The sequence below is a fragment of the Bradyrhizobium algeriense genome, from assembly GCF_003062295.1.
Taxonomy (GTDB): domain Bacteria; phylum Pseudomonadota; class Alphaproteobacteria; order Rhizobiales; family Xanthobacteraceae; genus Bradyrhizobium; species Bradyrhizobium algeriense.
This window is the reverse complement of record NZ_PYCN01000002.1, coordinates 585,423-609,377: the sequence shown is the minus strand read 5'-3', so window position 1 is coordinate 609,377 and position 23,955 is coordinate 585,423. Positions and strand designations below refer to the sequence as shown.

The 23,955-nt window shown below is 58.3% G+C and carries 19 protein-coding genes and 2 pseudogenes; 13 read left to right on the top strand and 8 right to left on the bottom strand.

What is annotated here, in order from left to right:
- Nucleotides 1-237 precede the first annotated feature (237 nt).
- Genes C7G61_RS06915 through C7G61_RS06885 form a run of 7 tightly spaced genes read left to right on the top strand, consistent with a single transcriptional unit; the run spans nucleotide 238 to nucleotide 8,294 of the window.
- A complete protein-coding gene (locus tag C7G61_RS06915; protein ID WP_108513324.1) occupies nucleotides 238-1,800 on the top strand; it encodes a lipopolysaccharide biosynthesis protein in 1,563 nt (520 codons plus the stop codon).
- Nucleotides 1,801-1,803: 3 nt separating this feature from the next.
- The gene (gene asnB / locus C7G61_RS06910; protein WP_108513323.1) at nucleotides 1,804-3,639 is read left to right on the top strand and encodes an asparagine synthase (glutamine-hydrolyzing); all 1,836 of its coding nucleotides are present in this window, start codon (nucleotides 1,804-1,806) and stop codon (nucleotides 3,637-3,639) included.
- Between the two features lies 1 nt (nucleotide 3,640).
- On the top strand, nucleotides 3,641-4,231 hold the full coding sequence (locus C7G61_RS46970) for an acyltransferase (RefSeq protein ID WP_108513322.1): 591 nt from the start codon (nucleotides 3,641-3,643) through the stop codon (nucleotides 4,229-4,231).
- Nucleotides 4,232-4,235: 4 nt separating this feature from the next.
- On the top strand, nucleotides 4,236-5,303 hold the full coding sequence (locus C7G61_RS06900) for a glycosyltransferase family protein (protein WP_108513321.1): 1,068 nt from the start codon (nucleotides 4,236-4,238) through the stop codon (nucleotides 5,301-5,303).
- A 32-nt stretch (nucleotides 5,304-5,335) separates the two neighbouring features.
- Entirely contained in the window at nucleotides 5,336-6,193 is an 858-nt protein-coding gene (locus C7G61_RS06895; RefSeq protein ID WP_108513320.1) for a class I SAM-dependent methyltransferase, read from the top strand.
- Nucleotides 6,190-7,119: an NAD-dependent epimerase/dehydratase family protein gene (locus C7G61_RS06890; RefSeq protein ID WP_108513319.1), complete on the top strand. Its 930-nt coding sequence runs from the start codon at nucleotides 6,190-6,192 to the stop codon at nucleotides 7,117-7,119. Before C7G61_RS06895 ends, C7G61_RS06890 begins: the two co-directional genes overlap by 4 nt.
- The gene (locus tag C7G61_RS06885) at nucleotides 7,116-8,294 is read left to right on the top strand and encodes a glycosyltransferase family 4 protein (protein WP_108513481.1); all 1,179 of its coding nucleotides are present in this window, start codon (nucleotides 7,116-7,118) and stop codon (nucleotides 8,292-8,294) included. Before C7G61_RS06890 ends, C7G61_RS06885 begins: the two co-directional genes overlap by 4 nt.
- Nucleotides 8,295-8,301: 7 nt before the next feature.
- Here C7G61_RS06885 and C7G61_RS06880 read toward each other — a convergent pair whose 3' ends face one another.
- The 3 genes from C7G61_RS06880 to C7G61_RS06870 all read right to left on the bottom strand — a co-directional run bounded on the left by C7G61_RS06880 (nucleotide 8,302) and on the right by C7G61_RS06870 (nucleotide 11,590).
- A complete protein-coding gene (locus C7G61_RS06880) occupies nucleotides 8,302-9,648 on the bottom strand; it encodes a hypothetical protein (protein ID WP_145963569.1) in 1,347 nt (448 codons plus the stop codon).
- Nucleotides 9,649-9,928: 280 nt separating this feature from the next.
- Entirely contained in the window at nucleotides 9,929-10,843 is a 915-nt protein-coding gene (locus tag C7G61_RS06875) for an NAD-dependent epimerase/dehydratase family protein (protein ID WP_145963568.1), read from the bottom strand.
- Between the two features lie 219 nt (nucleotides 10,844-11,062).
- Nucleotides 11,063-11,590, bottom strand: coding sequence for a D-glycero-alpha-D-manno-heptose-1,7-bisphosphate 7-phosphatase (locus C7G61_RS06870; RefSeq protein ID WP_108513316.1), 528 nt, complete (start codon nucleotides 11,588-11,590; stop codon nucleotides 11,063-11,065).
- A gap of 141 nt (nucleotides 11,591-11,731) precedes the next feature.
- Here C7G61_RS06870 and C7G61_RS06865 point away from each other — a divergent pair, with 141 nt between their 5' ends.
- The 3 genes from C7G61_RS06865 to C7G61_RS06855 are packed head-to-tail and all read left to right on the top strand — an operon-like array spanning nucleotide 11,732 to nucleotide 14,370.
- Nucleotides 11,732-12,793 carry a Gfo/Idh/MocA family protein gene (locus C7G61_RS06865; RefSeq protein ID WP_108513315.1) on the top strand — a complete coding sequence of 354 codons (1,062 nt, stop codon included), beginning with the start codon at nucleotides 11,732-11,734 and terminating at the stop codon, nucleotides 12,791-12,793.
- Nucleotides 12,790-13,257 carry an acyltransferase gene (locus C7G61_RS06860; protein WP_108513314.1) on the top strand — a complete coding sequence of 156 codons (468 nt, stop codon included), beginning with the start codon at nucleotides 12,790-12,792 and terminating at the stop codon, nucleotides 13,255-13,257. Before C7G61_RS06865 ends, C7G61_RS06860 begins: the two co-directional genes overlap by 4 nt.
- 12 nt (nucleotides 13,258-13,269) lie before the next feature.
- Nucleotides 13,270-14,370 (top strand): DegT/DnrJ/EryC1/StrS family aminotransferase, encoded by a 1,101-nt coding sequence (locus tag C7G61_RS06855; RefSeq protein WP_108513313.1) that lies wholly within the window; start codon nucleotides 13,270-13,272, stop codon nucleotides 14,368-14,370.
- A 93-nt stretch (nucleotides 14,371-14,463) separates the two neighbouring features.
- Here the strand turns inward: C7G61_RS06855 and C7G61_RS06850 are convergent, their stop codons facing one another.
- From C7G61_RS06850 to C7G61_RS06840, 3 genes and pseudogenes are all read right to left on the bottom strand, one after another.
- On the bottom strand, nucleotides 14,464-14,658 hold the full coding sequence (locus tag C7G61_RS06850) for a hypothetical protein (RefSeq protein WP_108513312.1): 195 nt from the start codon (nucleotides 14,656-14,658) through the stop codon (nucleotides 14,464-14,466).
- 210 nt (nucleotides 14,659-14,868) lie between these two features.
- Nucleotides 14,869-15,105 (bottom strand): annotated as a pseudogene (locus C7G61_RS45865) (tRNA uridine-5-carboxymethylaminomethyl(34) synthesis GTPase MnmE); the annotation flags it as partial.
- 59 nt (nucleotides 15,106-15,164) lie between these two features.
- Nucleotides 15,165-15,586 (bottom strand): annotated as a pseudogene (locus C7G61_RS06840) (CoA transferase); the annotation flags it as partial.
- Nucleotides 15,587-16,353: 767 nt separating this feature from the next.
- Here C7G61_RS06840 and C7G61_RS06835 point away from each other — a divergent pair.
- Entirely contained in the window at nucleotides 16,354-19,053 is a 2,700-nt protein-coding gene (locus C7G61_RS06835; RefSeq protein WP_190241695.1) for a M10 family metallopeptidase C-terminal domain-containing protein, read from the top strand.
- A gap of 168 nt (nucleotides 19,054-19,221) precedes the next feature.
- On the opposite strand, the gene C7G61_RS06830 is transcribed toward C7G61_RS06835, so the two are convergent.
- Complete coding sequence (locus C7G61_RS06830; protein ID WP_244608157.1) at nucleotides 19,222-20,661, bottom strand: hypothetical protein; 1,440 nt, start codon at nucleotides 20,659-20,661, stop codon at nucleotides 19,222-19,224.
- A gap of 153 nt (nucleotides 20,662-20,814) precedes the next feature.
- Here C7G61_RS06830 and C7G61_RS06825 point away from each other — a divergent pair, with 153 nt between their 5' ends.
- Complete coding sequence (locus C7G61_RS06825) at nucleotides 20,815-21,744, top strand: glycosyltransferase family 2 protein (RefSeq protein WP_108513308.1); 930 nt, start codon at nucleotides 20,815-20,817, stop codon at nucleotides 21,742-21,744.
- Nucleotides 21,745-21,925: 181 nt separating this feature from the next.
- Here C7G61_RS06825 and C7G61_RS06820 read toward each other — a convergent pair whose 3' ends face one another.
- Nucleotides 21,926-22,546 (bottom strand): class I SAM-dependent methyltransferase, encoded by a 621-nt coding sequence (locus tag C7G61_RS06820; protein WP_108513307.1) that lies wholly within the window; start codon nucleotides 22,544-22,546, stop codon nucleotides 21,926-21,928.
- 554 nt (nucleotides 22,547-23,100) lie between these two features.
- Between C7G61_RS06820 and C7G61_RS06815 the strand changes: the two genes are divergently transcribed.
- Nucleotides 23,101-23,865 carry a TylF/MycF/NovP-related O-methyltransferase gene (locus C7G61_RS06815; RefSeq protein WP_244608156.1) on the top strand — a complete coding sequence of 255 codons (765 nt, stop codon included), beginning with the start codon at nucleotides 23,101-23,103 and terminating at the stop codon, nucleotides 23,863-23,865.
- The last annotated feature ends 90 nt before the right edge of the window (nucleotides 23,866-23,955 follow it).

The window sequence follows — 23,955 nt, the reverse complement described above, 5'->3', positions numbered from 1 at the left end:
TCCTGTAGTTAGGCTGGGGAGGGGCAAATCAATGATTTCGCAACTGCCTCGGTCCGTTCGGCGGGCTGCCTTACACCTGTGCTTCTCGTCCTCGGCCGTATGACATGTTCCCCGGGAGCTCATTGGCTCTCGGACGGTTGCGCCGATGGGCTGATCCGTGTCGCGCTGCCTCGGGAGGTTCTGCGCGCAGGCTCGGTCTGATGAGATGCGCGATCCAAGCAAGAGTGCGATGGCCTGATGGCTGATACGGCGTCAAGAAAAGGTTCGGCCGATGTGCTGGGTAATTCCGCCTGGAACGCGGTCGCCTTTGCGGTCGCCGTGGCGCTCAACCTCCTGGTCCTGCCGTTCGTGGTCTTTCGCCTCGGTGTCGCGGCATTCGGCGTCGCAGGTCTCGTTACCGCATGCGTTGCGCCCGCTCTGGCGTTCAGCAACACGCTGGCATTGTCGACGACGCGGGAACTCGCCCTGCGGCTGGAGCCATCCAAGCGCGACGATGCGCGCCGCCTGTTCGCCACCGCGGCGATGCTGGCATTGGCAGCGGGGGGCTTGATCGTGATCCTTTTCGCGTTGGCCGGGGCACCGCTTGCGCGGCTTGGATTTCATTTGAGCGGGCCGTCCGCGGATGATCTGGGACTTGCATTTGTGCTGGCCAGCGCCGGATGGCTGTGCCAGTGCCTGTCCGCCATCTTCCTGGCCTTGTTTACGGCGCGCCAGGACTATCGAAGGGTTGCTTCGATCAGCATCATCAGTACCGTGGTTGCAACAGGTTCGATGCTGCTGCTCATTCCGCGCTGGCCGCACGCCTCGACGTTTCTCGGCTGTCAGGCGCTAGGTTTTGCGACGACCCTGCTTCTGGCCTTCGGATGGTCCCGGCACGTCATAGGCGATTGGATGGCGCGCCCGGCGATCGATCGCGGCGCGCTCGGTAATCTGGTCAAGCTGGGTAGCTGGCAACTGGCCGCACAGGGCGGTGCGCTCATAGCGGTACAAGCGGATCGTTATTTGCTCGGAGCTTTACTGCCGCCGCAGTTCGTGGGTTTTTACACGATTGCGCAGCGGCTGGAAGAAGCCGTGTATATCGGCGTGCTGAAGGTCAGCGAAATCCTCTTCCCGTTCTTTAGCGCGCTACAAAAAGAGACTGACGATCGCAAGGCCGATCTCCTGTTCCGCTCTTCCTGGATCCTCAACGTGCTCGCCGCGAGTGCACTTGGCGGCCTGATCCCCGTAGCCGGCCCGTTGCTTCATATGTGGACCGGCGCCGAAGTGGCTGCCGAGGCCCAGCGTGTGCTGGTGATATTGTCGATCGCCGGCATCCTTGGATCGAGTTCGAACGTCTTTGCTTTCTATCTTCTGGCGCAAGGGCGATCGAGTTCGAATGCCTTGATCGCGCTGCTCACGGGAGTGTTCACGCTGGCGACGAGCGCGATCGCCTTGCCTTATTTCGGATGGCAGGCGGCGGGATGGAGCGGCTGCATCGGCATGCTCGCCCAAATGGTCACCGTCGTGATCCTGCTGCGCCGGCATTTCAGCCTCACTGGCATGTGGTTGCGTCTGATCCACTTCGTACTGATGCCGATCGGGATCGGCATCGCAACCGCACTGGCGTTGCGATATGGCTTCCGCAGCGCGCAAATCGACCAGGCGCTTGGCTGGTGGTACGTGGGGGGCCTCTATGTGCTGGTGGCCGGTATCATCTTCGTCGTCGCGGTCGCGGCTTCGCAGACCGGCCCCTACGGCGCGGCCTGCTGGCGGGATCTCCGCGTCATCGCCGGTCGCTTCCTGCCCATCAAGGCGATCTGACGAATGTGCGGAATTGCAGGCATCGTGAACCTCCGCGGCAACGCGGTCGAACCGGCGGAAATCTCGCGACTGACGAACCTGGTCGCGCATCGCGGGCCGTTTGGCGAGGGAAGCTGGTTCAGCGCGAACCGTAATCTGGCATTCGGCCACCGTCGGCTGGCAATCATCGACCCCGGCGAAGGGGGCTATCAGCCGATGATTTCCGGCGACGGCCGCCATGTGATCGTGTTCAACGGCGAGATCTACAATTTCCTCGAACTGCGGCGCGAGCTCGAGGCGCAGGGGACAATTTTCCGCAGCCAGTCCGACACGGAGGTCATCCTGGCCGCTTGGCAGGCGTGGCAGGAAGGCATGCTGACGCGCTTCAACGGAATGTGGGCGCTGGCGATCTTCGACACCAAGACCGAAGAATTGTTTCTGGCGCGCGACCGCTTCGGCATCAAGCCGCTATTATATGCGCTAACATCGGAGCGCTTTGTCTTTGCATCAGAACAGCGCGCATTGGTGCGAAGCGGCCTGATCAATGCTTCGCTGGACATCGACGTGGCGCGACGGCTCATGCTCGATGCCTTTGGCGTCGAGGGCAGCGAACGGACGCTTTGCCAGGAGGTGCGCCGGCTGCAGGGCGGTCACTGCATGTGGTTGCGCCGAGGGAGGTTGGAAATCCGGCGCTGGTGGCGGACGGTGGATCATCTGCCGGCGATACCAGCCACCGAAGCCGAACGCGTGGAACGCTTTCGCGAGATTTTCCAGGATGCCGTTGCGCTGCGAATGCGCAGCGACGTTCCGATCGGGACCTGCCTGTCGGGAGGGTTCGATTCGTCGGCCGTGATCTGCACCATGGCGGCGCACGAAAAAGCCGGTATGGGCCCGCGGGACAGCACCTTGTGGCGCCATGCCTTCGTTGCGACATTTCCCGGCGCCTCGAACGACGAGCGGCCGATGGCCGAGGAGGCCGCGGCCTGGGCGGATGTCGTGCCTGCATTCCTCGAGATCGGGAAGGCCGACGCGCGGAACGAACTCGATCGAATTCTCGACGACAATGATGACGTCTATATCGGACTTCCAAGCGCGGCCTGGTTGATCTATCGGGAACTCAGGCGTCACGACGTAACGGTGTCGCTGGACGGCCATGGCGCGGACGAACTGATGGGGGCTTATCTTCAGGAGGGACAATCGGGCATGTTCCGGATGCGAAACCTGCTCGCAGGACTTAGCGCAGGTTCGACGCTGGCTGGACGAGGCGCCGATCTGCTGCGGACGCTGATGATCAAGCGCCGGGGACACTATTTCCTGCGCGGCGGTCTGCGCGACGTTCCGGCCCAGCTTCCGCTGGTCGCCGCCGACGATGTGCTGCCGCGCGACTGGGGTTCATTGAACCGGCGGCTCTACGGGATGTTTCACAGCACTGTGCTGCCTACCATCCTGCGAAACTTCGACCGCCTGTCGATGGCGCACGGCATCGAGGTCCGGATGCCGTTCATGGATTGGCGCCTGGTGACGTACACCATGGCGTTGCCGGAGACGTGCAAATTCTCCGACGGCTATTCCAAAGCGATTGCGCGGCAGGCGATGGCCAACCTGATGCCGGAATCCATTCGCATGGGACGCCGGAAGGTGGGCTTCAATTCGCCGATGCCGGAATGGTTGAATGGGCCGCTAGCCGGATGGACCGCCAGCCTGCTCGATCGGAAGGTGCCGGCGTTCGCCGAGCTGGTCGACGAGGAAGGCTTGCGACGGACGGTCAGCCGCCTGACCTCCTCGAAGCAATGGGACTGGGAGACGGCCAGCCGAATATGGCCGTATCTGAATATGAAATGGATGCTGGCAAGGTCCTGACATGCGACTCATCCTGATAGGCGTGATCGACGCCATCCTAGGCTGGAAGAGCCGGCTTTCCGGGGCGGTGAAGATCGGACGTGGATCCACGATCGCGTGGCGTCGCATCAGGCGAGCGGCCGGCAACGCACTGTCAGTTGGAGAAAATTCAATCGTCCACGCTGATATCAGCTTCGAGGAATCCGGAGGCAAAATTCAGATCGGAAATCGCACATTTATCGGACGAAGCCATCTGGTCTGCTATCGAAGCCTCGCCATCGGCGACGATGTCATCATGTCGTGGGGCGTTACGATCGTGGACCACGATTCCCACAGCATCGATTGGACGGATCGCCGGAACGATGTTCTCGAATGGCGCGCGGGCCGGAAAGATTGGAAGAAGATCACGCATGCGCCGGTCGTGGTGGGCGATAGGGCCTGGATCGGATTCAATGTGAGTGTGCTGAAGGGGGTCACGATTGGAGAGGGTGCCGTGATCGGAGCGTGTTCGGTTGTAACCCGCGACATTCCGCCGTACACGTTGGCAGTTGGGAATCCGGCCCGAGTAATCCGCTCGTTAAGCCCCCCGCCAGATGCAAATCCCGCGGGTTGATTGCATGCGCATTTTCCAGAACAACGGCTTGTCACGCGGATACCGTGTCCATCGCCGCCAGTCGCCCTATCAAAGCTTTGCCGCCGGACGAGCGCAATTTCTGGAGACGAGATTCACTGCGTCCCATATCCTTCTACCCGTGTTCGCCAACAGTCCGGACGCGTTCTACACCAATGGAGACGATGAACGCCTGCAGATGCAGTGGGCAAAAGAGAATGGGTTGCGAACAAAAAACCTGGAACAAATTCTGCTCGCGCAGATCGAGCAGCATCGCACCGAAGTATTCTATAATCTTGACCCGATCCGTTACGGTAGCGAGTTTGTTGCGAAGTTGCCGGGTTGCGTGAGGAAGTCGATTGGCTGGCGAGCGGCACCATCCGGAAGCGCAGACCTGACGAAATACGACCTGATCGTATGCAATTTTCCGTCAATCCTCGATAGCTGGCGCCAGAAAGGCTGTCGGGTGGCGTATTTTTTTCCGGCGCACGATCCTGTGATGGATGCCTATGCCGCAGCCCGAACCGATGAACTTGACCTCATCTTCATCGGAGGATTCTCGCGGCACCACGTCAAACGCAGCCAAGCTCTCCGCGCTGCCGCTTCGACGCCCGGTATCCGGGCGCGCCTTTACCTCGAAGATTCACGCCTCACCCGATTGGCAAATTTTCTTCCTCCTGTGCCGGCGCTTCGCTCATACCGTCATCCGGACGAAATTCGCGAGATTCGCGCCGATCCGCTGTATGGCCTGGATGCGTATGCCGCGATCGCCAAAAGCCGGATCGTATTCAACGGTGCGGTGGACATGGCCGGAGAGGATCGCGGCAATATGAGATGCTTTGAGGCAACGGGCTGCGGAGCGGTCCTTTTGACGGATGCAGGGCGCTATCCGGAGGGTTTCGTTGATGGGGAAACCATGCTGGAATACTCCTCGCCCGAGCAAATACCCGAGTTGATCAACAGGCTCATGAGAGACGAAACTTTGGCCAGATCCGTCGCTCAGGCGGGTTGCGCCATGGTAAGAGAGCGCTATAGCAAACAACTGCAATGGACGAAATTTCAGGATCTGATCTGACCGGCGCGCCGGGCCAGCAAGTGCGGGTTTGCATGTTGGACGAAAAGCCTCTCACGACATGGGAAGATGCCGTGGTCTGGCTGCGCAACCAGCCGGACAAGCGTCAACTCGTGCTCGACGCATTCTATGACGACCCTCTGATCGCTGCCGCCGAGCGCTATTTTGCCAGTGCCGAATGGCAGGCGGTTTCGAAGTTTTTGGCACACCGGACCGGCAAGGCGCTCGACGTCGGCGCCGGGCGCGGAATTGCGAGCTATGCGCTGGCGCGGAGCGGATTTACGGTCACCGCGCTCGAGCCTGATCCCAGTGCCGTGGTTGGGACGGCCGCGATCCGCCGCCTCGCGGCCGAGGCCCGGCTGGCGATCGAGGTGGTCGAAGAATTCTCCGAGCGCCTTCCGTTCGCTGATGGCACGTTCGATGTCGTGTTCGCGCGGGCCGTGCTGCACCATATGCGCGATCTAGACGGTGCCTGCCGGGAAATGTCCCGGGTGCTTCGCCCCGGCGGGATACTCATCGCCGCGCGCGAACACGTGATCAGCAAGGAAGCCGACCTGGGCGCATTCCTCGATCGGCATCCCCTGCATCACCTCTATGGCGGCGAGCACGCGTATCTTCTCGATCGGTATGTCGGCGCACTAGGGGCTGCGGGATTTGCCGCGATCGAGGTACTTGCGCCGCTGAAGAGCCCGATCAATCTGTTTCCCTATACAATCGAGACGCTGCGGGTGGCCGTCGTGGAAAGGCTGGCCCGGACGGTTCCGATCAAGCCGGTTTGGCGCACCGCGCTCGCTTCCAGGAGCGTTTTCATGTCCCTGCTTTCGATGGCAGAGCGCTTTGACCACCGGCCCGGCCGGCTCTACTCATTCATCTGTTACAAGGCACCGGCATGAACATGTGGGTTACCGGCGCGAGTGGCTTCATCGGTCGGCATCTCGTCCGGGTGCTGGCTGATCGGGGCCATCGGGTTCATGGCATCGGCCATGGCGCGATCGGGGAGACCGAGAGACATCGCCTCGGCCTTGAGCATTGGTTGAACGGCGAGATCGATGCAGCCAATCTCAATGCGCTGGCGGAGCACTCCGGATTGCCGTCGACGATTTTCCATCTGGCCGGCGGCTCGTCAGTTGGGCTGTCGATCGCGCAGCCGTTTGAGGACTTTTCGCGCACTGTTGCAAGCACGGCCAGATTGCTGGAGTGGCTGCGCAGCGCCGCAAGGGATTGTCGCTTGATTGTCGTATCGAGCGCGGCGGTCTATGGCGCCGATCACGAGGGGCCGATTGGAGTGGATGCAGCAACGCTTCCGATGTCGCCCTACGGGCAGCACAAGCTGATGATGGAGCAGCTTTGCCGAAGCTACGCTGTCACCTTTGGCTTGCACAGCACGGTGGCGCGGCTGTTCTCGGTCTACGGGCCGAATTTGCGCAAGCAATTGCCCTGGGACATCTGCTCTCGCCTGCAGGCCGGTGAGCGAAAACTGGTGCTGGGAGGCACAGGCACGGAGGTGCGGGACTGGACCGATGTCCGTGACGTCGCCCGGCTGTTGGCCGAGATTAACGCAAGGCTGCAGCCAGAGAGCTTTCAGGTGATCAACGCTGGATCCGGTCTTGGAACGACAGTTGCGAAAGTCGCCGCAATGATCACCGAAAGTTGGGGCGCGGGCATCTCGACAAGCTATTCCGGAGTCGTTCGGGCCGGTGACCCGCCGAGCCTGCTGGCAGACGACGTAGCTGTGCGTGAGCTACACTTTGACTGGAAAATTCCGGTTGAACAAGGCCTCGCTGACTATGTCTCGTGGTTCAAGGGTCAAGCCAGGTGACCGGGCGTACGCCGCTCCGTATCGCATTCGCGCATATTCCCCGTCAGGTCTGGGCTGGTGGTTATAATTATCTGAGCAATTTGTTCTCTGCGCTGGCTCGATTCCGCGAGGGCGAGTTTGCTCCCGTCGTGTTTGCCGGCGACCGTGACGACGAGAGTGATCTTGCCGCGCTCATCGCGATACCGGGCGTGGAAATCGTGCGATCGGCAGCGTTCGAAGGCCGTGCTGGTCTGGCGTCTGCTATTGCGTTGGGGGTTGATGGCGGGGCGGCGAGAGAGTTCCGGGCGCAGCGGGTCGACCTTGTCTTCGAAAACGCCCGTTTCTTTGGCTGGCGTCTGGCCTTTCCGGCGGTGGCTTGGTTCCCCGATTTTCAGCATCGCAAGCTGCCTCAACTCTTCCCGTTTGCCACTCGTTGGAGGCGCGAGGTCGGCTTCCGCTTTCAAATCGCATCGGGGCGGACCATCATGGTCAGTAGCGAAAGCTCGCTCCGTGACTTCAGGAAATACTATCCAGGAGCGACGAACGAGGTCCGCGTGGTTCGCTTCGCGACTCGGCCATCGCCGGCGCTCCTAACCGCCAATCCAGTCGAGATCGTTGCGCAATACCAGTTACCCGCAAAATACTTTTACCTGCCAAATCAGTTTTACACGCACAAGAACCATCAGGTGGTCGTCGATGCGCTGACAATCCTGGCGCAGCGCAGCTTCGATGTGGTCGTGTGCGCGTCGGGCAGCACCGAAGATCCGCGTGAGCGCGGCTATTTCGCCCAAGTCATGGGGCAGGTGAAAAATCGCGGACTTGAAAAGCGCTTCATTCATCTGGGAATGATTCCGCTTTCGCATGTGTATGCGTTGCTGCGTGCCTGCACCGCGCTGATAAATCCGTCCCGATCCGAGGGATGGAGCACGACTGTTGAGGAGTCGAAGTCGTTCGGGGTTCCGATGATATTGTCCGACCTCGATGTCCACCGCGAGCAGGCCGCTGGTTCGGCGAGCTATTTCGGAACGGATGACCCCGCAACTCTGGCGGATCACATTATGCGGCTCTCGCAGGATGCTGGTGCACCATCAGTTCGAAGTTTTGTTCCTGCTCACGATGACCGCGTCGCTACCTTTGCCGACGGCTTTGTTGGACTTATTCAAAATGCACTGAAATCGTCGCAACATCGGGAATGAATTTCGGTTAAGTCGTGCTTGCTGCGGTTTGAGAAGCCGCTTGGCTTTTCCCGTCGAAGATCGTGCGTGGCGTAACGAACCAAAGGAAGAACAGGATCGCGGCGCCGTTGCTCAACAAATTAGTCGAAAGTGGCACGTTTAGAAGAACCTGCGGAAGCATCCCGCCTGACAACAAGACAAATCTCCAGGGCAATCCGGAAGACAGGCGGTTGGCAATTGCGATCACAAGGCCGCAACCGAATGCAGAAAGCGGCGCCAGCTTAAGGCCGACAGAAGCGATGCCTTCTGTCGCGAAGAGCGACGCGTTGTATGCGCCTTGTGCATAGACCTTCATGAGAATCGATAGCTCTTCGTTGTACGGACAGTCGATGACAAACTTCACGACGTTGATCTGGCAGAAGTGCGTCAACGGATGTGTCGAAAAGAAATTGTTGTACACTTCGAGCGCGACCGATGGCACGGCGACCATCCTGGTATTGACTATGCCGAAATACGGCGCTGCCCATTTAAAGGGAACTACCTCCGCGTTGTGGAGAAATAGCATTGCTACGCCGACCGATATCGGTAACAACAACGACAAAATGACTGCGCTCTTCGCTTCAACTATTCTGCACAAGAAGGTTAGAAACAGTAGCCAGAGCGGCGCAAAGAGCGTTAATTTGGTTAACGTCACGGGATAGAGCAGCAGCATCAGGATAAGTGCGATTCCTGCCCGCAAAATACTTCCACGCAGGATGAGGCCGGCAAATGCAAACGGCAACAGCGCGTTCGACGTGGTTCCGATGGCATATCTCACTGCCGCGGGAAACGCGAGTTCTTCGCGAAATCGGTAGATTTCCGAAAGGCCGGCAATTCTGAAATTGTAAAATGCGGCGGCCGCGACAAGAATCGCAGCGAAAATCAAAATAGCAGAGAGCAGCAGGTCAAATCCTCTTGCCGACAAGTCCAACCGCGCCCTAACCGGTGAAGTGATAAATAGCGCGGGCGCAAGGAATGCCAGTGCGGACGTGAGGATGGAGACTGTCGCCAACGAGTGATTGTAAGGAAGGAGTGAAAACTCGATCAACCAAAGATAGCCGAGGATCATCGTGTAGAAGTAAAATCCGACGAAATAACCAAAACTGAATCGGCTGACTATGAAAACGGCGGATAGGGCGGCGAAGGGTAGCGTTCGCAGCATGGCCATCATGACGTTTGCTTTGTCAAACTCCACGATGCCAGGAAAGGCGGCCGCGGCGTAGGAGAACGAGACGCAGGATGCTGCGATATGCAAGCAAAGGAGCAAGCCCAGCCTGCGCCGGGATTGCGGGCATGCGGATATCGTGGTGAGATGGGTTGTCGCCGGGTCGGTCATGATGCCTTATCTGACGCCCGTGTGACGATGAGAACTGTCGGGCAGAGCTTCTGATGGGAATTGTTGGCGCGCCGGGCCCCGAATAGACAGGTTGAAATACCCATACAAATCCCGCTGAAGCTTAAGCTACTCGTTGTCACAACGCTAGGGTGTCTTAACGAGATTGTACTAGGATAGCCTCCGCCAGTTCGACCGAAACAATGATGCGGTCGAAAATAGCATTGCGCGGCGGCAAGATTACTTGGAAGGCCGCTCATAAGATGGTTGCAGGTGGCCTCGCTCAGGTCGGCTGCCAGCCGAGCGCGAGCAGCTTTGTGGGCCTCGCAATGAGCGGTTTGCCGATTCGGTGCCAGATTTCGTTCGATCCGAGGGCCGCAAGGAACAGCTTGATCCAGCTCTCCGGGATTGGCACAAGCCAGGGCGAATGGCCCATTGCGGCGCGGCGTCGGGAAATGAGATCAGAAACAGTGAGTGGCATGGGATCGGACACGATGAACATCTCTCCGCGCGCGCGGGGCTCGGTCAACACCATCACGACGGCCGAGCTAAAATTATCGACCGACAGCACGGATCGTCGGGCCGTTAATGCTCCGAATGGCAGCGGTATAGGCAGCCTTGATATCTTGTGTATGATTGAAAAGTTGCCCTTTTCGCCTTGAAAGTTGCCCTTTTCGCCTTGTCCGTACATCACGACAGGACGCAGGATTGTAAAACTAACTCCTGACGCGCGGACGGATTGCTCAGCTGCCAATTTGGACCGTCCATAGGAATTGGTCGGTTTGGGGGGGGCTTCCTCCGTTAATTCCTGCTCCGAGAATGATCCGCTCTGTGCGGCAATCGACGAAACGAAAACCAGATGTTTCTGCTGGCGACAAGCAGCTTTCGCCAACGCGTCGGTGGCGCGGTGATTGACCAGATCGTATTGCTCTTCGTCGGCAAATCGGTGCGCGATTCCGGCCAAATGGACTACAATGTCGCATCTTTCCAGCAAAGGTTGCCAATCGAATGGCATAGCCAGGTCGGGAAGAGAAGCCGTGACTACGCTGGGATGACCAAAAGCGGAAACTGTTCTGGACGCTGCGATGACCTTGAAGTTTCGTGATGCGAGAAAAACGACGAGGTTACGCCCGATGAAACCATCGGCGCCGGTCACGAGCACAGTAGTAGTAGTAGTAGTAGTAGTAGTAGTAGCCATGGAGCTCACTGAAGCGAGATTGCCGAACCACGCCGCCTCAGCATACAGCAATTTCCGGCACAGGGAAAATGGCTATCCCAAGCTGGACTGGTTTGCCGGTCAGCGAGCGTTATCGAAACAGGTGGTCAGCCTGCCGATGCAGCCTTGATCAAACTACTCAGGACTATATCATAGAAGTCGTGCGTCGATCTGTTTTGCAGCGAAGCAAGTGAGATGCTCCTAACGCTTCAGCAGCCCATCTTGTTTGGTGGGCAAAATTGATCTCAGCAGTTGTGCGAGGTCGCCACCTGAGAACAGAAGCCCTCGAACGCCAGCGGCCTGCGCTGCGTCCAAATCAGTTAGCTTATCTCCTATGAGAATGCTGCGACTGAGATCTACGGGGAAACGTTCCAAAAGGTCGGTAATCATTCCAGGGGCTGGCTTTCGTCGATAGCTTGTTTTGCGATAGCGCTCTATCACCGCATCGGGATGATAGGGGCAATATTCGAATGCATCTATGCGAGCTCCGATTCTGGCCAGATCATCTGCCATCCACCGATGTAGAGCTTCCACGTGGTGCTCTTGATAAAGGCCCCTCGCTACGCCTGACTGGTTCGTAATAACGAATGCAAAATATCCGGCATCGTTTGCAGCCTTTACGGCTTCACGTGCGCCAGCTATCCATTTCAGCTTGCTAATCTCGAAAACGTAACCGTCGTCCTCGTTCAGCACTCCATCCCGATCAAAGAAAACTGCTGGCTTTTTCATCCCGTCGCCTAGAAAAAGATGGCGGTTTTCGCCTGTACTTAGCAGTTCCTCCCGAGTTTTGGAAGGCAGCCCAGGTGACGGGTTGGCTATGGTCGACGGGGCGGGTAACGTGCATAGGAAAGATAGTAAACAGGTCTCCCCATGATCAGATTCGGCCTGCTCGGATGCGGGCGTATTGCCAAGCGGCATTCCGACCTTCTGGGCGGCAACCACGTCGACGGAGCCAAGCTCGTTGCCGTTTGTGACCCGGTTCGCAACCGCGCCGACGCGATTGCGTCGAAGTTCGGCGTGCCCGCGATCTACGACATCGATGACTTCCTCGCTAGGCAGGACATCGACGCGGTGGCGGTGCTGACGCCGAGCGGGATGCATCCCGCCCATGTCATCGCCTGTGCGAAGGCCGGTAAGCACGCCGTCGTCGAGAAGCCGATGGCGTTGCGGCTGCAGGACGCGGACGACATGATCCGCGCCTGTGACGAAGCCGGCGTCAAGCTTTTCGTCGTCAAGCAGAACCGCTTCAACGTTCCTGTCGTGAAGGCGCGCGAGGCGCTGGAGGCTGGCCGCTTCGGCCGCCTCATTCTCGGCACCGTCCGCGTTCGCTGGTGCCGCGATCAACACTATTACGATCAGGACGCCTGGCGCGGCACCTGGGCCTATGACGGCGGCGTGCTTTCCAACCAGGCCAGTCACCACGTCGACATGCTGGAATGGTTTTTCGGCGATGTCGTCAGCGTTCACGCTCGCGCCGTCACGGCGCTCGCAAAGATCGAGGCCGAGGACACGGCGGTCGCAACGCTGAAATTCCGCAACGGCGCGCTCGGGATTATCGAGGCGACAACGGCAGTGCGCCCGACGGACCTCGAGGGCTCATTGTCGATTCTGGGAGAGAAGGGCACGGTCGAGATCGCAGGATTCGCTGTCAACCAGATCCGGCACTGGCGCTTTGTCGATGAGCTCCCCTCGGACAAGGACGTGGTCGAGAAGTTTTCCGTCAATCCGCCGAATGTCTACGGCTTCGGGCATCAGGCCTATTATCAGCATGTGATCGACTGCCTGGTGAACCAGCGCTCGGCGCTCGTCGACGGCCTCGGGGGACGCAAGAGCCTGGAACTGATCTCCGCGCTCTACGAATCGATCGAGACCGGCGCGGAGGTGCCGTTGCGTTTCGCGCCCCGGCTGGGCCGACTCGGTGTCGTCTCGTGAATCGGCCCGAGATACATCAGGCCAGCGTGCGAGACGTCGATTTCGGCACAGGCGTCAAGATCGTTGAGCCGTGCAATCTCTACGGCTGCAAGATCGGCCACGATTGCTTTGTCGGACCGTTCACCGAAATCCAGAAAGGCGTCGTGATTGGGGCCCGCACGCGGGTGCAGTCTCACGCCTTCATCTGCGAACTGGTTACCATCGGCGAAGACTGTTTTGTCGGCCATGGTGTGATGTTCGTGAATGATACGTTTTCAACCGGAGGGCCGGCCCGGGGCGACCGGGCATTGTGGCGCGAGACCGTGGTCGGTAATCGTGTCTCGATCGGCTCCAATGCGACGATCATGCCGGTCAGGATCGCCGATGATGTCGTCATCGGCGCAGGCTCGGTGGTGACCAGGGACATCACGACGTCGGGGACTTATGCCGGCAATCCGGCGCGCCGGCTGCTGGCGGACAAGTAGGGAAGACGATTAATGCCGGTGCCATTTGCGGACCTGCAACTGCAGTATCAGACCATCAAGAGCGAGATTGACGGCGCAATTGCTTCCGTTATCCGCGACAACGCCTTCATTCGCGGGTCTTACGTTGACGCGTTCGAACGGGAATTCGCCGCAGCCGTTGACGTCAAGCATTGTATCTCCTGCGCCAACGGCACCGACGCGCTGTATCTGGCCATGGCCGCGCTCAAGGTTAAGCCGGGTGACGAGGTCATCACCACGGCGCATTCGTGGATCAGCACCTCGGCGATGATTACGCACGCCGGCGCCACCGTGTTGTTTTGCGATACCGATGGGGCGACCTTCACGATCGATCCGGCGGCGATCGAGGCCGCGATCACGCCGCGCACCGTCGGGATCATTCCCGTCCATCTGTACGGACAGCCAGCGGATATGGATGCGATCATGGCGATCGCGCGGAAGCACAAGCTCTGGGTGGTGGAGGACTGCGCGCAGGCGCATCTGGCCCGCTACAAGGGTCAGCAGGTCGGCACCTTCGGCGCGGCCGCGACCTATTCATTCTACCCCGGCAAGAATCTTGGCGCGATGGGCGATGCCGGTGCCGTCGTGACCAATGACGACGCATTGGCGGAACACATGACCATGCTGGCGCGTCATGGTGGACTGGTGAAGCACCAGCATCATATCGAGGGCATCAACAGCCGGCTCGACGGTGTGCAGGCGGCGATCCTCTCGGCGAAGCTGCCGCATCTGACCCAGTGGACAGCAGCGCGTCAGGATGCCGCCAAAATTTACGATGCAGGCCTGAACCAGATCGAGGACGTCGCTGTGCCGCAGGTCGCGCCAGACCGCACCCATGTCTATCATCTCTACACGATCAAGCATCCGCGCCGCGATGCGCTGGCCGCGCACCTGAACGCCAACGGCGTGCAGACCGCGATCAATTATCCGACCGCGCTGCCGTTCCTTGCCGCCTATGCCCGCTTTGGCCACCGTCCCGAGCAGTTTCCGAACGCATTTGACGATCAGGGGCGCATCTTGTCGCTGCCGATGTTTGCGGAGATCACTCCGGACCAGCAACGCATGGTAATCGACCTTGTTTGTCAGTTCGACTGAGCGGGTAAGTACGTCGCCTCGAGAGCCGCCAGACTCAGACGACTAAGACCGTCAGCGGTTGAGTGTCAGCAGCACTTGCGCCGCGCTGACAACTTAGTCGGAAGCTGGACGGGCGACATCGAGGAAACAGTTGAGCGCGATGGTTTTCTTAACATAGATCAAACCAAATGCTGGAAGCTGTTGCGTAACCTTCGCCCATAGAAAGGCGCTGAGATCGTTGTTTATAGCCGAGAGTCCAAAACGGAGCATGTGCTCGTTGAAGGAGCAAATGGCTTTGTCGGCCGTCATCTCACATCGATCTTCTCACCCGAGGCCAAGGAGTTCGGCGCGCCGTTCGAACTTCTTCGCCCACAAGTAATCAAGTCGCCTCAGGTCAATCAGTCCCTCCACTGACTGGTCTGACGAGGTTATTGGTTCCATGCTGTCGTTCATTTGGAGGCCGTGCATCATGTGAATGAGGAAGGCGCGATCGATCTCCATCGCGCAATCAATACGGAAGTACACTCTAGCTCGCTCGCTCCGCCGCAAGCTGGCCGGACCCGGAAACCACAACACCACCGCATCGTCGATCGGCCGCTGGCCGACATCCCCAAGCAGCGCACGGGTGGCCATTCGCGGCGACGGCAATTTGCCGGCAAGCGCCGTCACGATCTTTCCGGCCTGCGAACCCGAGACGCGCACCAACGCGATCGCGCTCGGTGGCCGGCCCGACGACAAGAGCAGCGTTAGAGGCATATTTGTGAGCACGATGCTTGTTAATGGTAGTTGCACCGACGGCCGATTGGCGACCGTGTCGGGATTGGGATCAGTTCGGGCCCGCCGATCGCTTGCGCGCAGTGTTCCCAGATCCGCCCGCTTGTCGTGACGATGCCGGCTCTGCCTGGCGACGTCCTTTTCCATCAGCCAGCGCGAGGCCTGGAAATCCAGCATGAAGATCTGCGCCTGCAAGAGCGAGGTCTGCACCCACCGGCCTTGCAAATTCTGAAAATCCGAGCCCTGACGCGGGCCGCCCGGCTGCTCGCCGCCACTGTCTTCCAATAACGCGTCGATCTTTGATGACATTGGCGCCCCAGTCCGCCAGTTGCCGCACGCAGGTGGACCGGAGCGAACGCCGGTAAGGTCGAGCACGGGTAAAGCAGGACAGGCTCAGCGAAGCGCGTGGGAAAGGCGTTGAGAAACCTTGGTTTTTTGGATTTTCGCGGTGGAAAAAAAGCAGCCCGATCCGACTTAAACAAATCTGGCGCCGATTTCCAACTGCTTGTTCGGCGCCCGCCGGGCCTATCCTAGGGGCGGCGCGGCGGCGCCCCTAGGCCAAACGCGCACCTGCCTGGCGGAACCAAAAATCCGGTCCCCCGCAAGACTACGGACACCGGCCCGGGATTCTGCTTTTCGCAGTAATGTGCCACAAAGGAAGCGCGAGAAAGCCCGGCTGGTAAATAAGCGTTAATAGGGGCGATTCTAGTTTCCCGTGTGCTCTTACGATTTTCTCGCAACCGAACGACCTGCTGACGGGCCTGATCGATGAGGAAGAACCATTCGCCGTCCGATGACGTCTGGACCTTTGCCGCGCCGGACGCCGGCAGCGGCGCGCCCCTGCCGGCGCACGAGCAGGTGAACGAAACGCTCTTCATCGATGAAGGCGAGCCTTACGCCCTAGCGGCCGATACCGTGACCACGGTGGTTACGAGCGCTGCGAAGCCGGTCGCGTCGATCGCCACGCTGGCCGACTACCTCGTCAACGGCTTTTGGCAATACAACAACACCACCGCCCATCACTGGGCTTCCAATACCATCACCTACAATATCAACGCGCTGAACACGGCCGAGAAGTTCCTTGCACAGTCGGCGATGCAGGCGTGGTCCGACGTCGCCAACATCACTTTCGTCCAGACGTCCGGCGCGGCGAATATCACGTTCAGCAATTCCGGTTCGATGCAGGCCTATGCGAGCGGGAGCTGGTACGGCTCGGGCGCAATCGTGTCCATGAACATCGTCATCAGCTCCGACTGGGTCACCACCGACGGCGGCGCGTACGACGGCAAGACCGGCATCGACAGCTACGCCTATCAGACCTACATCCACGAAATCGGACATGCGCTCGGCCTCGGCCACCAAGGGCCGTACAATGGCAGCGCGTCGTATTCCACGAATGCGACCTATGCCAACGACACTTGGCAATATTCCATCATGTCGTATTTCTCGGAGCCCAATTATTCCGGGAGCTCGTACCGCTACGTGGTCATGCCGCAGATGGCGGATATCTATGCGGTGGGTTCGATCTACGGGGCGGCGACCTCGACCAGGACCGGCGATTCCGTCTATGGCTTCAACAGCAATGCCGGCGCGGTCTTCAATTTCGGCAACTACAGCTCGGCGCCGGCGCTGACGATCTATGACAGCGGCGGGACCGACACGCTCGATTGCTCCGGCTATTCGGCGGCGCAGACCATCGACCTGCGGCCCGGCGCCTTTTCGTCGGTCGGCAGCCTCGTCAATAATATCGGGATCGCGCTCAACGCGGTCATCGAGAAAGCCATCGGCGGCAGCGGCAATGACAGGCTGATCGCGAACGATTCAGGTTGCACGCTGTCCGGCGGCGACGGCAGCGATACGCTGACTGGCGGCGCCGGAAGCGACAACCTCATCGGCGGCTCCGGAATCGACAATCTGACCGGCGGCGGCAGCGGCGACACGTTCGTATTTTTGCTGGCCAACAGCTCGGCCACGAGCGGCCAGCACGACCGCATTACCGATTTCATCTCCGGAACCGACCGCATCGACCTCAGCGGGTGGGACGCGATTAGCAGCACCGGCAGCTACGATCAGTTCAAGTTCCTCGCGACCGGCGCCTTCGACGGCGCGGCCGGCGAACTCAACTATTTTTATAACAGCTCCACCGGTGTCACGACCCTGCAGGGCGATACCAACGGTGACATGGTTGCTGATTTTGCGATTGATATTGCGGGCAACGTCACGATCAGTACGGCCGATCTGCTCGGCATTGTTGTTGGCCCGCTCGTGATCGAAGCAGCCGGCTCGGCCAGGCTGACCCAGGTCGGAAGCAATTATTATCTCTACAATGGCGGCGTAGGTCCGGAATTGAAATATGCCGGCGCGGCCGTCGTGGCGGGTCAGTTTGCCCCGTGGGCGCCTATCGGAGCGGAGCAGACGGCAACCGGATATCAGGTGGCCTGGAAGGTCACCGGCGCCGATCGATACGTAGTCTGGTATACCGACAGCAATGGCAACTACCTGTCAGATGGCGGCGCAGTGTCGGGTACGAGCCTGATGTTGGAGTCGGCCGAAGGCAGTTTCCATCAGGACTTGAACGGCGACGGGGTGATCGGCGTTCCCACCGCGGTGATCGAAGCAGCCGGCTCGACCAGCCTGACCCAGGTCGGAAGCAACTATTATCTCTACAATGGCGGCGTAGGTCCGGAGTTGAAATATGCCGGCGCAGCCGTCGTGGCAGGTCAGTTTGCCCCCTGGGCGCTGCTTGGAGCGGAGCAGACGGCAACCGGATATGAGGTGGCCTGGAAGGTCACCGGCGCCGATCGATACGTAGTCTGGTATACCGACAGCAATGGCAACTACCTGTCAGATGGCGGCGCAGTGTCGGGTACGAGCCTGATGTTGGAGTCAGCCGAGAGCAGTTTCCACCAGGATTTGAACGGCGACGGGGTGATCGGTGTTCCAACCGCGGTGATCGAAGCAGCCGGATCGACCAGCCTGACCCAAGTCGGAAGCAACTATTATCTCTACAATGGCGGCGTAGGTCCGGAGTTGAAATATGCCGGTGCAGCCGTCGTGGCGGGTCAGTTTGCCCCGTGGGCGCTGATTGGAGCGGAGCAGACGGCAACCGGATATCAGGTGGCCTGGAAGGTCACCGGCGCCGATCGATACATAGTCTGGTATAGCGACAGCAATGGCAACTACCTATCAGATGGCGGCGCTTTGTCGGGTACGAGCCTGACGTTGGTGTCGGCCGAAGGCAGTTTCCATCAGGACTTGAACGGCGACGGGGTGATCGGCGTTCCCACCGCGGTGATCGAAGCAGCCGGCTCGACTAGCCTGACCCAGGTCGGAAGTAACTATTATCTCTACAATGGCGGCACAGGTCCGGAGTTGAAATATGCCGGCGCCGCCGTCGCGGCGGGCCAGTTTGCCCCCTGGGCGCTGATTGGAGCGGAGCAGACGGCAACCGGATATGAGGTGGCCTGGAAGGTCACCGGCGCCGATCAATACATAATCTGGTATACCGACAGCAATGGCAACTACCTGTCAGATGGCGGCGCTTTGTCGGGTACGAGCCTGATGTTGGAGTCAGCCGAGAGCAGTTTCCACCAGGACTTGAACGGCGACGGGATCGTTGGCGTCTCCAACGTCCGGGTTGCAGCTACACTTTCGAGTCCGGCTTTTGGCCAAGCGTGCAACGAACCATTCGTCTTCGATCCAGCTCTCGGAATTCAGTCACTTTCATCAAGCGGAAACACGGGCCAGGTTGGGTTTCATGAATTTTCACAAGTGGCCTTCAACAACGAGGTAGCCGCGCTTGCGAACGATCCTCACTCCGATCAGTTGAGGCTGTTCGGCTCCGGTTACGATCCAGTCGTCGATCTCGGCCATGAGGGTTCGAAAGCTGTTTTTGCTGACCCCGTGGTGCATGGTTTCATCGTTCATTGACGCGGTGCGGGTTAGCCCGGCTGCGGTTTGAGCGGATTACACCCATCGCGGGCTCGTGCTGCGCAATTTAAAGCGAGCTTGTCGCCGTCCGCTTGTTCATGATTCTGACGTCGATCAATGGGCTCTGGCAATTCCGTTGGCAGCCAGCTGCACTAACCAACGGAGCAGTTAGCGAGTACCAGGCTCAAAAATTGCACGCGGAGTTACATACCATAGCAAGAACAGCAGTCCGACGCCGTGCGTGACCAGAGCTGTCGTCAACGGGACATTGAGAAGGATCTGGGGAATGATCGCTCCCGAAAGCAGGATAAAGCCAGGCGGCAGGCCGGCAGACAAGCGGTTGCCGACGGCGATCACCAGCCCGCACATGAACACGGCAACGGGCGCGTATAATGGCCCGACAGACGCGATGCCTTCCGTCGCGAACAGCGAAGCATTGAAATAGCCGAGTGGATAAGCACCATTCATCAAGGCAGATAGTTGATCCTGATACGGGCAATCCATGAATCGCTTCAAGGTCGATATCTGACAAAAATATGTGAGGTCGTGATTGACGAAAAAGTCATTATAGACTTCCATCGCAAGTGATGGGATCGCAACCATCCGAAAATTGACGATGGCGAAATATGCCGCTGTATGTTCGCCGAACACGCTGAATAATAAAACTCCCGCGAGAACGGGAGCGAGCAATGACAGGATAACGACAGCCCTGGCTTCGGCCATCTTCGAAAGCATCAGCATCGCGATAAGCCAGCATGGGGTGAAAAGCGCGAGCTTGCTGAAGGTGATTGGATAGTAGAAAACCAGGAGAATGACAATTGCGCCCGCTCGCCAATAGGCTTTACGCGCCGCGAAGCCGGCAAAAGCAAACGGCAACAAAGTGCTGGAAGTTATTCCGATCAGATATTGCAATAGCCTCGGAGACTCTACTTTGCCACGAAATTTGTAAATTTCCTCGATGCCAACAAACTGGAAACTGTAGGTGGAACTGATAACGACCGTCACGACTCCCAGCAAGAAAATGAACGCCAGCAGCCGTTCAAACGCCATCGGCGACAACTCGTACGTCTGCCGGACCGGCGACACGATAAATAGGGCAGGGAGAAGAAATGCGATAGCCGATGCAGCTGCGGAAAATTGCGCCAGCAGGTGATTGTAATTCGAGCCTGAAAAGCAGGCTATCCAGAGATAGCCGAGAACCATCGTATAGAAGTAGAATCCGACGAAGTAGCCGACGCTGAATCTGGCGATTGCAAAGAGGTACGCAAAGGGGACGAAAGCGACGGCCACGAGAATGGCGATGTATAGTCGCGACGGGTCATATAGAATGTGAAGCTTGGCCAGATCGGGAATGCCAGGCAATCTGCAACTTAAGAGATATACCAGCGAGACGCAGCAGACAACGATATGAACGCCAATCAGGATTCCCAACCGGAGGCGTTCTCGCGTGCGCGGATCATCGTTGACCATGTCCTTCGTCATCCAGTGCCGGGTCATGCAGGCGAGATAGCTTAACCCCGAAAAGTGCACAACACTTGTGGCCAACCATCGGTTCTCGCCGGAGCGGGAATCGCCTAGGCCTCTTCCTTTGGCTGCCGCCTCGGCCATTTTCTGGTATTTTTACGCGGAACGGTGACGTGTTGCTATAGCGGTGTGAAAGCGGCTTTGCGTCACAGGCAGAGCAATAGTAGTAAGGCTTTCGTCCAAAATCTCTCGATCGGAAAAACACCCCACCCCCCTAAACCAAAAGGCCTTTGGATCTTGTTCCCTGCACAACCCAAAATCATCATACTGCTTGCGACCAAAGATGGTGGTGAATATTTGCAGGAGCAGCTCGATTCCTTACGCGCTCAGACCTATTCCAATTGGGAGTTGCAGGTCTCCGATGATGGCTCGACGGATGACACGATCCGGATTGTCAGATCATTTGCTGAGAGCGTCTCTCAACGCGTGACCGTGCGCAATGGCCCGCGGCGGGGATTTTGGCAGAATTTTATGTCACTGGTTCGAAATGACGAGATCGATGGTGATCTGTTTGCCTATTGCGATCAGGATGACATTTGGTTTCCGGAGAAGCTTGCGAGAGCTGTGACCTGGCTCGGAATGCACGATGCGAGGCAGCCTGCCTTGTATTTCACGCGTACCGAACTCATCGGGCCAGACGGTACCTCCAGCGGACATTCACCGCTCTTCACTCGGCCGCCGGTATTCAGGAATGCGTTGGTGCAGAATATCGGCGGCGGCAACACGATGGTTTTCAATCGCGAGGCGCGGCTGAAGCTGCGCGCAACGCCGGTGGACGCGGTGTTGATCGCGCATGATTGGTGGACTTATCAGCTCGTGACCGGAGTAGGCGGAGTAGCGCATTATGATCCCTGGCCGAGCCTTAAATACAGGCAGCACGATCAGAATATCATCGGCTCGAATATCGGTGTTCGCGCTCGGACTGAGCGTTTGCTTGCGTTCCTCAACGGCCGCGTCGTGACATGGAATGACATAAATCTCGAGCGTCTCGGCCGGATGCGGGATCTGCTGACACCGGGCAATGCGGCCGTTCTCCGGAATTTTGCCGCAGCGCGGCACTCGCGGCGCGTAAAGCGTCTGATCCTACTCTGGAAATCGGGTGTGTATCGGCAAAACCTCATCGACAATATCGGACTTTTCATCGCGGCTTTGCTGGGCCGGCTTTAGGAAAGCCAGCACCTACACGTTCTGGCGCGTTGGGGAAATGGATTGTCCGGCTTCCAGTTCGATGGCAGGTGGCGCAACCTTTTTGACGTTTACGAGCGAGCGGTTCGGTGGTCGGTTTAGAGGTAGTGAAATTTCCGACCGATCATGAGCTGCGCTAATGTTTACCCTACCGACCGTCCAGTCACCGGTTACCTTGCTCGAAAATGCACTGATCGCCATTCCAAGGATAGCTAAAACGCGTTCGCTTCAACATTCTGAATTCATGCTTCTGAATGCGAGTCACAACTTCATCGACGTGGTCCCACCAAACGCTTTCGTACGCGCCTGGCTCGCGCCCGTCTTCGTCTTTAGAGCCGCGCACGATCTCAGCAACAAACAAACCAGTTGGTTTTAGAACGCGCCGAATCTCGCCCATGACTTTCTTGAAATCGAATGCATGATCAAGCGCATTACTGAAAACTACGTCGACCGTCCCGTCTGCGAATTGCAGATGATGAAAGTCGCCCGTAAGCACAGTTTGATTGTTGGGTCCTGGATTTAGGTCGATCCCAACGGCAAAGAAGCCATTTTCAATGAAAACCTCGCATTCAGCGCCGTTGCGAGCTCCAAGGCAAAGAACCGTCGACCCTCGCGGGAGAGCAGACAAAGCATCGATACGCTTTGCCAAAGCACTTCGAAACTGGGCGCTATACCTGCTGAGGTCAAGGGTTGCGAGCTTCGAAACCTGATGCTCGCAATACTCTTGATAACTTCGGTATTGACGCTGTCTAATACCGTCGGTTTGGTCCCAAGTCTCACTCATAAACTGCTTTTAGCCAACCAGCGGTTCAGTTTCAATACGGGACGCTGCCGAGACCCGCTCTATTTCCGGCTTGGCTGCCTCATGGGGTGTCTGCTCGATGGCGATGCGGGGTATGCGCATCAATTGGCGGTACGGATCCTTATCCGTCGTGAGCGCCAGAGGAACTCGCCTAGCCCGAAAATTAGTTTGGTAAGATAAAGGCGGAGGCGGCGTCCCGGAACTGATGCCGTCTTGACAATCTTGACATGTGCAGCTTTACAGCCCAAACCATTGATGATGGAGCACATTTTGTCGCGGCGGGTCTTGAACTCGCGCTCCGAATTTTTGGGGTTCCTGGAGTTGATTGATGGTCTTTCGTTTCAGTAATAGCGTCTAGGGGCTAATACGAGCGAAAACATTCGAGGGTTCTCGGCGGGCGCCACGTCTGAGGAAAGGCTCAACAATAAGTATCCAAGGTCAATAATGTTTGTTTTGCCTCACTTCTTGCTCGGACCTATCCCGCGGTTGTACGACATCTAGACCTGAGCGTTCATCGAGCAGTTGGAGCATCCATCTTGATACCCGGAAAGAGCAAAACAGCAACAACCAGGGCTGAGGAACAGCCTTCCGGGTCGTCGACCGGTCCTACGACTTACAATACCGCGCTCGCGCTGCCCCATCCGTTGCCGCGCACGTCGTTTTACCAGGAAAAGATTCCGTTGCTGGTCGCGTTTGAGCAGTGTCTCTACAAACATCTTGCCGAGCAGGCAGGGCCTGGGGCTCACCACGCCCGCCCTTTCGTAGCGGCCGAGTGCGGTGTTTATAAGGGACATTCGTTGATTGCGTGCGCCCGCATCGCGCGGGACCTCGGCGTGCCGATCAGGTTTTTTGGCCTAGACACTTTCAGCGGCCTGCCGACGTTATCCGAGATCGATGCCGACCTTTCACCGCCCAAGGCAGCCTACAAGGCGCGAACGCTGTTCGCAGATGCGTCCCTCGAAGATGTCAGGGAGCGATGTGAAGCGGCCGGACTCCTGGCGTCGATTGAACTAGTCAAAGGGCTCTTCAGTGACACGTTGACCACGTTGCCCGAGCTTCAATATGATTTCGTCAATATCGATTGTGATCTCTATGAAGGGCATATGCAGTGCCTTGAGTACTTTTACGGTCGAATGAAGGAGGGCGGTACGATTTTTTTTGACGACTATCATTCCAAGGTGTTCCCGATGGCGCATCAGGCGATCGACGACTTTCTGAAGGATCGGCCCGAAATCCTCTTTCATGTCCGTTGGGGCGAGGATGGAGAAAACCAGACAAAGGCTTTCATCTTGAAAGAGTAATTGGAGTTCCTGTAATAGGGGCTCATTACGAGAATCGCTGAGGCAGATAGGCGCAAACTGCGTTGGCGCGGCTGGGGCTCTCAAACGGTT

What these genes read in the sequence shown, in the direction of transcription:
- C7G61_RS06835 (WP_190241695.1), top strand. Translation starts at nt 16,354, where the DNA reads ATGAACATCGTCATCAGCTCCGACTGGGTCACCACCGACGGCGGCGCG.
- C7G61_RS46970 (WP_108513322.1), top strand. Translation starts at nt 3,641, where the DNA reads ATGCGACTCATCCTGATAGGCGTGATCGACGCCATCCTAGGCTGGAAG.
- C7G61_RS06855 (WP_108513313.1), top strand. Translation starts at nt 13,270, where the DNA reads ATGCCGGTGCCATTTGCGGACCTGCAACTGCAGTATCAGACCATCAAG.
- C7G61_RS06830 (WP_244608157.1), bottom strand. Translation starts at nt 20,661, where the DNA reads ATGGCCGAGGCGGCAGCCAAAGGAAGAGGCCTAGGCGATTCCCGCTCC.
- C7G61_RS06865 (WP_108513315.1), top strand. Translation starts at nt 11,732, where the DNA reads ATGATCAGATTCGGCCTGCTCGGATGCGGGCGTATTGCCAAGCGGCAT.
- C7G61_RS06870 (WP_108513316.1), bottom strand. Translation starts at nt 11,590, where the DNA reads ATGAAAAAGCCAGCAGTTTTCTTTGATCGGGATGGAGTGCTGAACGAG.
- C7G61_RS06895 (WP_108513320.1), top strand. Translation starts at nt 5,336, where the DNA reads ATGTTGGACGAAAAGCCTCTCACGACATGGGAAGATGCCGTGGTCTGG.
- C7G61_RS06880 (WP_145963569.1), bottom strand. Translation starts at nt 9,648, where the DNA reads ATGACCGACCCGGCGACAACCCATCTCACCACGATATCCGCATGCCCG.
- asnB (WP_108513323.1), top strand. Translation starts at nt 1,804, where the DNA reads ATGTGCGGAATTGCAGGCATCGTGAACCTCCGCGGCAACGCGGTCGAA.
- C7G61_RS06890 (WP_108513319.1), top strand. Translation starts at nt 6,190, where the DNA reads ATGAACATGTGGGTTACCGGCGCGAGTGGCTTCATCGGTCGGCATCTC.
- C7G61_RS06850 (WP_108513312.1), bottom strand. Translation starts at nt 14,658, where the DNA reads ATGACGGCCGACAAAGCCATTTGCTCCTTCAACGAGCACATGCTCCGT.
- C7G61_RS06915 (WP_108513324.1), top strand. Translation starts at nt 238, where the DNA reads ATGGCTGATACGGCGTCAAGAAAAGGTTCGGCCGATGTGCTGGGTAAT.
- C7G61_RS06875 (WP_145963568.1), bottom strand. Translation starts at nt 10,843, where the DNA reads ATGGCTACTACTACTACTACTACTACTACTACTACTGTGCTCGTGACC.
- C7G61_RS06820 (WP_108513307.1), bottom strand. Translation starts at nt 22,546, where the DNA reads ATGAGTGAGACTTGGGACCAAACCGACGGTATTAGACAGCGTCAATAC.
- C7G61_RS06900 (WP_108513321.1), top strand. Translation starts at nt 4,236, where the DNA reads ATGCGCATTTTCCAGAACAACGGCTTGTCACGCGGATACCGTGTCCAT.